The following is a 9,077-nucleotide window of genomic DNA, read 5'->3' on the forward strand; positions in this document are numbered from 1 at the left end:
ATTTCATATAGAAATAGAGTCTTATTTATTGCGGCACTGCGGGTGAGCCAAATGCAGTTACATTGTTAGGTAAGTTTTTTACTACAGTACTACCGGCACCAATCATACAGTTGTCGCCAATTACTATTAATTGTTTTATTTGGCTACCAATACCAACCCAACTTTTACAGCCAATAACAACCCCTCCCGCCAATGCAGTGTTAGGGCATATATGAGTAAAGTCACCAATAATACAGTCGTGCTCAATAATAGCAGACGTATTAACTATGCAGCCAACGCCTATATTGGCAAATGCATTAATAATAGCACCAGCAAAAACAACACTTCCTTGCGCTATAGTAGCGTATTGGCTTATAACTGCTGTGGGGTGGATTAGTGTGATTAAATTAAAACTATTTTGTTTTAACAGCTCTACCTTTTGCTGGCGTATTTGGTTATTACCAATAGCGACAATCGCATTACTAATGCGTTTATTTTCCGTATTATTTAAAGCTATTAAGTCAGCGCAAGAGCCATATATTGGCCAGTGTTCAATATGTGTTTTACTTGGGTAGCCATCATCATAAAATTTAACTATAAAACCAAGCTGCTCGGCAATATCAGCAACTACCTTGCCGTGCCCACTAGCCCCAACTATAGCTAATTCTTTAGTCATTTTTAGAGCCTTTAAATGGCTCAATGGTTACATGGCCATCAGCGCTAATGCCTTCGCGTACAAACACTTTTTTTACGGTAAGTAATAAAATTTTAATATCGAGTAAAAAGCTTTGGTTATCGACATACCACACATCCAGCTTAAACTTTTGCTCCCAGCTAATAGCATTACGCCCATTTACTTGAGCCCAGCCAGTTATACCTGGGCGTACATTGTGCCTGCGTGCTTGCTCGCTGCTGTATAGCGGTAAATATTGCACAAGTAATGGCCTTGGCCCTACTAAGCTCATATCGCCTTTTAATACATTAAATAACCCTGGCAGCTCATCTAAACTAGTCGAGCGTAAAAAAGCACCAAATGGAGTCATCCGCTCATCATCCGGCAGTAAATTACCTTGCTTGTCTTTAGCATCCAGCATGGTTCTAAACTTCATCATTTTAAAAACGTTACCATTCAAACCTGGTCGCTCTTGCGTAAATAAAATAGGTGAGCCCAACTTAAGTCTAATTAATACGGCTACAACCATTATTACGGGTAATAAAATAAGTAATGCAAATAGAGCAACTAAAAAATCAAAGAGTCGTTTCATTTACTTAGCCCCATAATATTCATCAATTCGGTATTCACTTTATGAACATCAAACTTATTTTCAACCATATTCCTGCTAGCTTCAGCCATTCGCTGCCACTCTAAAGGGTTTTCGATAAACCATGTCATTTTATCAACCAATTGCTCTACATTAGCTTTTTCGACTAACCAACCATTTTCGCCATTAATAACGGTTTCACGGCAACCTGGTACATCGGTAGTTAAAATAGGCCTCCCCGTGGCCATTGCCTCTAATACGGTTCTAGGCAAACCTTCATGATACGAAGGCAACACAAAAATACTACAGTCTTTAATAAAAGGACGGACATCACTCGTTGCACCTAAATAATCAACTGAGTTATTTTGGTTTAGCTTTGTTAACTCTTTTAATGAAATACCATCTGGCGAGGGATCTTCAGGGCCTACCAACTGAAATACTGCATGAGGGTAGTGCTGTTTAATTATATTCGCAGCTTTAACATATTCACGTATACCCTTATCACCTAATAGCCGGGCAATGAGTAAAAATTTAGGGGCTGTAGGCAGAGGTTTTATTTCAAAGTGCGTAACGTCCACACCAGAACCATTCACAACAGCTGTTTTATGTTCAGGCACTATACCTAAATCAATAAAAACCTGTTTATTATCAGGGTTTTGAAAAATAACCTTATCCGCATTCTTTAGGGCTGCTTTATATAAAATAACAACCAACTTCAACAAAAGGTTTTTTTTCCAATTACCTCTTTGAAATGCAAACCCTAAACCAGTTACTAACGCATAAAATCGGCAACTTGGCACACAACGCGCAGCAAAGCCCCCCCAAATAATTGGCTTTATTGTGTAAGCTAAAATTACATCAGGCAATTGCGCTTTAAAAATCTCTTGTAAAGCCTTAAAGGTTTTAAAATCTTCTTTCGGATTTAAGCCACTGCGGCTAACAGGGTAATCGATATAGTTAACACCTAGCTGCTCAACAGCTTTGATATCTTCAAGGCTTGCCCCAGAGCCTAAAGCTTTAACTTTACTACCTAAGCTTTTAAAGTGCTTAATTAATTGGCCTCTAAAATTATAAAGTGAAGATGGCAGTGTCCCTATCACTATTACTTTCATTAATTGGTCCAAACTTCATTATATTTATCAATCATAACTTCAATACTGAAATTATCTTTAATTCTTTGCTCTGCAATCATTCGCCTTTCATTCCATTTTTCTTTGCATAATTCAAACTCATGTATTGCGTCATAAATTGCATCTGCTAAATTTTCTGGGTTGTTTGTGGGCACCAACCAACCACTATTACCAATAATTCTCTCAGCAGCTCCAGCCTTAGTGGAAATACAAGGTGTTCCACAAGCCATCGCTTCAGCAAGTACGTTTGGGAACCCCTCACTTGAACTTGATAAAACATGCATATCTAAATGATTCATCAACAAGGGGATATCCGTTATAGGCCCGAGTAACAACACCTTATCACTGAGCTTATAGTGCTCAATTAAATCTAATAAGGCTTTATTATCATTATCAACACCAGTACCAGCAAGAACAATAAAAAAGTCACATTCTTTACTGCTTAAAAGATGTAATGCTTGCAGTAAATTATTATGATCTTTTTCTGGTGTATATCTCCCAACCATCCCTATAAGAGGCCTAACCTTTAGTTCTAAAGATTTAAACTCCTCATTCAATACTGATAATTTATCAACGTGAATTCGATGAAACCTAGAAAGATCATAACCATTTTCTATAACGATCATTTTTCTTTCGTAGTACCCTATACCAATATGACTTTGTTTTGCTTGCTCAGCGCAACATATGATCTTTGAAGGTATAAAGCGGCTAAAGAGGGCACAGAGTTTTGCGATGTAAATCGTAGACTTTTTTGTTTTATTTATATCTAGGTTAGAATGACGGATATTCCAAAAAACGTTCTTTATACCAGCTAGCCTTGCTAAGGCTCCTCCAAAAAAGTCTGAATGATACATCCATGTTTGGACGGCATCAGCCTCACTTGACTTTATTTCTTTATACAATCGATATAAACCTCTAATAGTAAGCTTACCTCTATTAAAGTTTAGATGTTTGACTGTTATTCCGTTACTTATCAATAAATCGCTATACTTCGCAGGCGCCATCAAAGAAATGACAACATTTTCGTTCTTTTTATCTGTGGTACAAAGCCTAGTTAATACCCCTTCAGCCCCCCCGTCTCCAAGGCTAGTCACTATATGCAAAATTTTAAACTGATTCATTTTGGTATAGCCTCTTAAGTATTATTGAGAAAAGCATTGGGAAAAATAAAGACATAACTAATATCCTTAGGTCACCATGATAAAAACTATTTGCACATATAAAAGCTATATAAAATTCCGCGATATATAGAGCTTTTGCTGAAGTGTTAACATTTTTAAAAAAAATCCTATAAAATAGCTCTCCTAGCTTCCCTATAAGACGGTAAGTTATACCAGCAAAAAAAACCCCTAGCATACCTAATTGAGCATAACCAAATGCAAAATACCCTGGCGGTATAATAGACTTTCTAACTCCAAGAATCGCTTCTGTATTGTAGTAAGTTATAGAGTCACCGAAATCTAAACCTATTAACTTTAAATAAAACAAAAATCCTTGGGGATAGTCCCACATATATCTGAACCCCATAAGCTCAATTAAAGAGTCAATTTGCAAATACGATACAAATGGATGACCAAAGTTTAGCAAGAAAGCTTCTTTAGTAGCTTTAAGCGTGTTTAGAATTGTGAAATCAAATGCATATTCGGTAGAAACACTGTAGATAATCTCTTTTAGAGAAAATATCAAAGGTAATAACAACACTACACTGGGAATAATCATCAAGGCTAAACGTTGCGGCTTTAAAGGTAATAAAAACATTAGCAATATACAAAGGTTTAGTAATAAGCTTAAGCGACCACTCGATTGTAGCATCAACGCTAGTAGAAAGAATAACACCACAAAAAAGCTTTGCTTTACTTTGTTACCCGATAGTAAACACATCAAAATAAAAAGTTTAAGAGCATTAAACACATTTAGTATAAAGAAACTTGTTAAATCACTATTTTCCTCACCGGTTCTAATTGCGTATGTTTTCACTGCGATGTTTAGAAAAAAAATTTGATACATTACATATAAAAAATAAACAAAAATACATAAGTACACAAAACCAGATATAGGAACGTCTTTTAAAGCGGTAGCTTTTTCGATAGTAACTAATTTTGGTCTAGATAACTTGGATGCCACGCTGGAAAACAAGTCAACACAGAGAAAACCCGTAATAAAAACTACAAGAGAAAAAATCAAAAAATATAATTTACTCGTTTTTATTGATAGGCTTTCTCCTAAGTAAACTCCTCCAAAAAAATAAACTAACAACATAGGAATAATAAAGAAATAAATCAGAAAGAATAATGATAGCAGCGAAAATGTTTTGTTATATCTATCGAGTATCATGTTCGCTCCATCACAAAATCTTTACTCGCAACAAAGTAATATGTAAATAAAACAGGTATAAAGGTCGAAAAAAACACGATACAGGAGACGCTAATCAAATCATTATCTTCAGCTAATAAGATTGCACTGACCCAGAAAAAAAGAAGTGTTGAAAACACAGAATAATTAATAAGATATAGTTTATTTATCGACATAAGATAATAACCAATAACATCTCTTAAAAATAATGGCAAACAGCACAAGACTAATACCGCGGTAACAAGCCCTTCATTCCCATCTACAGAACCGAGCAGTGTATATAAAATACTTTCCACAAATAAGTACACAACGATACTGCAAGCAAAAATACCTAGCGAATAACATACCATCATTTTTTTTATTAGTTGAAAAAAGTCCTTTCTAATATCATCAATTCTAGATAAATATACCTGAAGGAACATACTTGAAAAATTGCAAAGTGTAGTGTAAAAATATGATAGAAGAGTATAAATAGCTACACTTTCAATACTCACCCAAAAACCTAAAGCATAACGAGGGCTATTTGTAAAAAAAGTAGATAAACTTCCATTAATAGCATTAGCACGTCCATCTTTAAACATTCTAATATAAAACTTGAAAGCTCTATGGCTAAGCATAATTCTTAACTTTAATTTATTGTCTACAAATGAATATGCACATATCCCTGCACCAACTAAAATAAAAAAAGCAAGCATTACATTAAAGCTATAAAATTCAGCATAAGCACCAATCATGATAAGGAAAGTTGAAATGAACTTTAAAACTTGAATTTTAAAAAGCTTTAGATCCTCTTTTTTTCTCCGAAAGTAAATCATGTTTACTTCATGGTAAAAATCAAAAAACCGTAGAAGATAAATCAAAACAAAAAAAACAGCGTTCAGATCAAGTAGCATTACTAAAATCATAATAGCTATTAAAGAGATGATACTAGAGACAAACAAAACTGAAGAAAAGAAGGTGTAACTGCGACGCTTATACCGAATAACAATGAATTTAGTTATAGTGAACGTAAATATCATCAACAATATTGATGATGTTCCTAAATATAAAGAGTAATAGCCAGCTTGCTCAGTTCCAAAAAATTTATAGATAAATATAAAAATAAAAATTTGCGATGATAAGGCTAAAATGCGTGTTAAAAGTGCAACAGAAAGATTCATTTCTTTTCTGACTGTTTTTCAATCATAAACTTAACCTTTTGTTTATAGTTTAGATCTGTTGGAACTTCATCGTTAGCTAAATACCCTTTCATAATTTTACTAGCGTATATATCAAAAGAAGAAATATTTCTTGCAGGTACTCCACCAACAACACTACCGGCCTCAACACTTTTCGATACAACACTGCCAGCTGCAACTATTACATTATTACCGATAGTTACACCTGGCATAATGATAGTATTAACACCAATAAAGACATTATCGCCTATCTGTATAGGCAAATATTTTTGATACCTCACTCCGGAGCTATTTTTAACTAAACATGTAGCACCATCATGCGTTAAAAATTTAACGCCACTAGTTATAGTTACATTATCACCTATACTTATCAGGAAGGGTTCGCTCCCCCAATCTGTTATGTATATTCGGCATCCAGTTCCTAATTTAACACCCTTATAAAGAGCAAGTTGATCTCGCCCTTTTAAGACTTCAACTAGCTTCTCTTTGAGCTTTCGGTAAACCTTTTTAGCTAATAAACTCAATTTAGCAAACCTTAGCTACATACCAAGACATAGCCTTATCAATACCTTGCAGTATATTGTATTGCGGTTTGTAATCTAAATTATTCACAGCTTTACTCACATCTGCTTGTGAATGGCGTACATCACCCGCTCTAAAGTCACGGTATATTGGCTCTTGCGCAGCTTCTATATCACACTCTTTCAGTGCGGCTTGTATCGCTTTATACAAATCGTTAAGTGTTGTGCGGTCGCCTACTGCAACATTGTAAACCTCGTCTTTAGCATCATCTTCAGCAGTTGCAGCAAGAATATTCATTTGTACGGTATTTTCGATAAAGCAAAAGTCGCGGCTTGTTTCGCCATCACCATTAATGTAAACATCTTCACCTTGAATCATCGCCGCAGTCCACTTAGGGATTACTGCAGCATAGGCACCGTTTGGGTCTTGGCGCTGACCAAACACATTAAAGTAGCGTAAGCCAATGGTTTTAAAGCCATATGTTTTTGCATACACGCCCGCGTACAGCTCATTTACGTATTTGGTTACGGCGTAAGGGGATAATGGATTACCAATGTTTTCTTCAACTTTTGGTAGTGCCGGGTGGTCGCCGTATGTAGAGCTACTTGCCGCATAAGTAAAGCTTTTTACGTTAGCTTCCTTTGCTGCTTGTAACATATTTAAAAAACCAGTGATATTAGCCGCATTAGTTGTTAAAGGGTCAGCAATCGAGCGTGGCACCGAGCCAAGTGCTGCTTGGTGCAATACGTAATCAACGCCATTACCATTATTAGCGATTGCCGTTTCGCAATCTTGGTAGTTACGAATGTCGCCTTCTATAAAGTTAAAGCCTTGCCACTGCTCTGCTGATACTAAACCCTGTACTTCATCAAGATTATGCTGGTGGCCGGTCGCAAAGTTATCAAGCCCAACTACTTTTTGATTTAACTTTAATAAATGCTCTAAAAGGTTAGAGCCAATAAACCCTGCTACCCCTGTTACTAGCCAGGTTTTAGGTGATGAAAGTAGTTCTGTTTTAATTTGTTCGTAGCGACTCATGGTTGTCCTTTTAAAATCTCTGGATAATGAACTAACAACATTTAAGTTATTAATTGTGCTTGGCGTATGTTATTTATAATTTAAAAGCGCGGGGTAAACCCGCGCCTACAGCGTTATAAACGCATATCAACACTTTGCTTAGGTAGCACGTACTTTAAATCGTAAAGTACATGCTCAGCTTTACCTAGTGCACGAATTTGCTCTGCACCCATTTGTTTAAATTCGTTATGACCTACAGCAAGAATAATTGCATCGTAGTTATTTTGTTTATGCTCTGTGGTTAAGCTTAAACCATATTCATGCTCAGCTTCATCGTTTGAGCACCATGGATCTACTATGTCTACATTAATGTTATATTCTTTGAGTTCGCTAACTATGTCGACCACTTTTGTATTGCGTAAATCTGGGCAGTTTTCTTTAAACGTTAAACCCATTACCAGTACATTTGCGCCATCTACATGTATACGCTTTTTAAGCATATTTTTTACAAGCTCTGATACGACATGTTTGCCCATGCCATCGTTTAAACGGCGGCCAGCTAAAATCATTTCTGGGTGGTAGCCTACGCTTTGAGCTTTATGCGTTAAGTAATACGGATCTACACCAATACAGTGCCCCCCTACTAGGCCTGGGCGAAATGGTAAAAAGTTCCATTTTGTGCCAGCTGCCTCTAACACTTCAAGCGTATCGATATCTAGTTTATTAAAAATAATTGAAAGCTCATTAATTAACGCAATGTTTACATCGCGCTGGGTATTCTCAATTACCTTTGCAGCTTCGGCAACTCTAATAGAGCTTGCTTTATGCGTGCCGGCGGTAATTACTGACTTATAAAGTTGATCAACTTTTTCAGCTATTTCTGGGTTCGAGCCTGACGTTACTTTTAGTATATTAGTTACGCGGTGTTCTTTATCGCCTGGGTTTATGCGCTCCGGTGAGTAGCCAGCAAAAAAATCTTGGTTAAACACAAGGCCCGATACACGCTCAACTACTGGTAAACATGCCTCTTCTGTCGCACCTGGGTAAACAGTAGACTCGTAAATTATTATGTCGCCTTTTTTAACTACTTTACCAAGCATCTCACTCGCTTTAATAAGCGGTGTTAAATCTGGTTGTTTATGTGCGTCAATAGGTGTTGGTACGGTAACAATGTACACATTACAACTTTCTAAATCTGCAACAGCAGAAGAAAAGCTAAGCTGTGGTGAATCTTTAAGCTCTTCATCACTAACTTCAAGGGTAGAGTCATGGCCTGATTGTAACTGGGCAATTCGCCCTTGGTTTATATCGAAACCTAAAACAGGGAACTTTTTTCCAAATTCAACTGCTAATGGTAGGCCAACATAACCTAAGCCTATAATGCCAATGTTTAGGCCCGTTAATGAATTGTGCATGTACTTGCTCTCTTAAATTTTAAAATAAATTTCTAGCTATCAGCTATCAGATCATAACGCTACTGAAGTGCATTAAAGTGTCACATTTTAGGTTCTAGGTTCTAGGTTCTAGGTTCTAGGTTCTAGGTTCTAGGTTCTAGGTTCTAGGTTCTAGGTTCTAGGTTCTAGGTTCTAGGTTCTAGGTTCTAGGTTCTAGGTTCTAGGTTCTAGGTTCTAGGTTCT

9 protein-coding genes are annotated in these 9,077 nt (G+C 36.3%); all 9 read right to left on the minus strand.

All coding sequences use genetic code 11. The annotated features are described in order from the left end of the window. Nucleotides 1-25 precede the first annotated feature (25 nt). The 9 genes from PSH48_RS20155 to tviB all read right to left on the minus strand — a co-directional run bounded on the left by PSH48_RS20155 (nucleotide 26) and on the right by tviB (nucleotide 8,855). Complete coding sequence (locus PSH48_RS20155) at nucleotides 26-655, minus strand: acetyltransferase (protein ID WP_273612248.1); 630 nt, start codon at nucleotides 653-655, stop codon at nucleotides 26-28. After that, nucleotides 648-1,244: a sugar transferase gene (locus tag PSH48_RS20160; RefSeq protein WP_273612249.1), complete on the minus strand. Its 597-nt coding sequence runs from the start codon at nucleotides 1,242-1,244 to the stop codon at nucleotides 648-650. The genes PSH48_RS20155 and PSH48_RS20160 overlap by 8 nt, the downstream gene beginning before the upstream one ends. Then, nucleotides 1,241-2,353: a glycosyltransferase family 4 protein gene (locus tag PSH48_RS20165; RefSeq protein ID WP_273612250.1), complete on the minus strand. Its 1,113-nt coding sequence runs from the start codon at nucleotides 2,351-2,353 to the stop codon at nucleotides 1,241-1,243. The genes PSH48_RS20160 and PSH48_RS20165 overlap by 4 nt, the downstream gene beginning before the upstream one ends. Then, a complete protein-coding gene (locus PSH48_RS20170; protein WP_273612251.1) occupies nucleotides 2,353-3,492 on the minus strand; it encodes a glycosyltransferase family 4 protein in 1,140 nt (379 codons plus the stop codon). Before PSH48_RS20170 ends, PSH48_RS20165 begins: the two co-directional genes overlap by 1 nt. Beyond that, nucleotides 3,479-4,705: a hypothetical protein gene (locus PSH48_RS20175; RefSeq protein ID WP_273612252.1), complete on the minus strand. Its 1,227-nt coding sequence runs from the start codon at nucleotides 4,703-4,705 to the stop codon at nucleotides 3,479-3,481. Before PSH48_RS20175 ends, PSH48_RS20170 begins: the two co-directional genes overlap by 14 nt. Beyond that, entirely contained in the window at nucleotides 4,702-5,883 is a 1,182-nt protein-coding gene (locus PSH48_RS20180; protein WP_273612253.1) for a lipopolysaccharide biosynthesis protein, read from the minus strand. The genes PSH48_RS20175 and PSH48_RS20180 overlap by 4 nt, the downstream gene beginning before the upstream one ends. After that, nucleotides 5,880-6,425 carry an acyltransferase gene (locus PSH48_RS20185; RefSeq protein ID WP_273612254.1) on the minus strand — a complete coding sequence of 182 codons (546 nt, stop codon included), beginning with the start codon at nucleotides 6,423-6,425 and terminating at the stop codon, nucleotides 5,880-5,882. The genes PSH48_RS20180 and PSH48_RS20185 overlap by 4 nt, the downstream gene beginning before the upstream one ends. Nucleotide 6,426: 1 nt before the next feature. Beyond that, nucleotides 6,427-7,461 carry an NAD-dependent epimerase/dehydratase family protein gene (locus PSH48_RS20190; protein WP_273612255.1) on the minus strand — a complete coding sequence of 345 codons (1,035 nt, stop codon included), beginning with the start codon at nucleotides 7,459-7,461 and terminating at the stop codon, nucleotides 6,427-6,429. 113 nt (nucleotides 7,462-7,574) lie between these two features. Beyond that, complete coding sequence (gene tviB / locus PSH48_RS20195) at nucleotides 7,575-8,855, minus strand: Vi polysaccharide biosynthesis UDP-N-acetylglucosamine C-6 dehydrogenase TviB (protein WP_273612256.1); 1,281 nt, start codon at nucleotides 8,853-8,855, stop codon at nucleotides 7,575-7,577. Nucleotides 8,856-9,077: the final 222 nt, after the last annotated feature.

This window comes from Pseudoalteromonas sp. Angola-4, assembly GCF_028599265.1.
GTDB lineage: Bacteria > Pseudomonadota > Gammaproteobacteria > Enterobacterales > Alteromonadaceae > Pseudoalteromonas > Pseudoalteromonas atlantica.

Bases quoted from the DNA above. Each gene is read 5' to 3' on its own strand.
- PSH48_RS20155 (WP_273612248.1), bottom strand. From the start codon at position 655: ATGACTAAAGAATTAGCTATAGTTGGGGCTAGTGGGCACGGCAAGGTA.
- PSH48_RS20160 (WP_273612249.1), bottom strand. From the start codon at position 1,244: ATGAAACGACTCTTTGATTTTTTAGTTGCTCTATTTGCATTACTTATT.
- PSH48_RS20165 (WP_273612250.1), bottom strand. From the start codon at position 2,353: ATGAAAGTAATAGTGATAGGGACACTGCCATCTTCACTTTATAATTTT.
- PSH48_RS20170 (WP_273612251.1), bottom strand. From the start codon at position 3,492: ATGAATCAGTTTAAAATTTTGCATATAGTGACTAGCCTTGGAGACGGG.
- PSH48_RS20175 (WP_273612252.1), bottom strand. From the start codon at position 4,705: ATGATACTCGATAGATATAACAAAACATTTTCGCTGCTATCATTATTC.
- PSH48_RS20180 (WP_273612253.1), bottom strand. From the start codon at position 5,883: ATGAATCTTTCTGTTGCACTTTTAACACGCATTTTAGCCTTATCATCG.
- PSH48_RS20190 (WP_273612255.1), bottom strand. From the start codon at position 7,461: ATGAGTCGCTACGAACAAATTAAAACAGAACTACTTTCATCACCTAAA.
- tviB (WP_273612256.1), bottom strand. From the start codon at position 8,855: ATGCACAATTCATTAACGGGCCTAAACATTGGCATTATAGGCTTAGGT.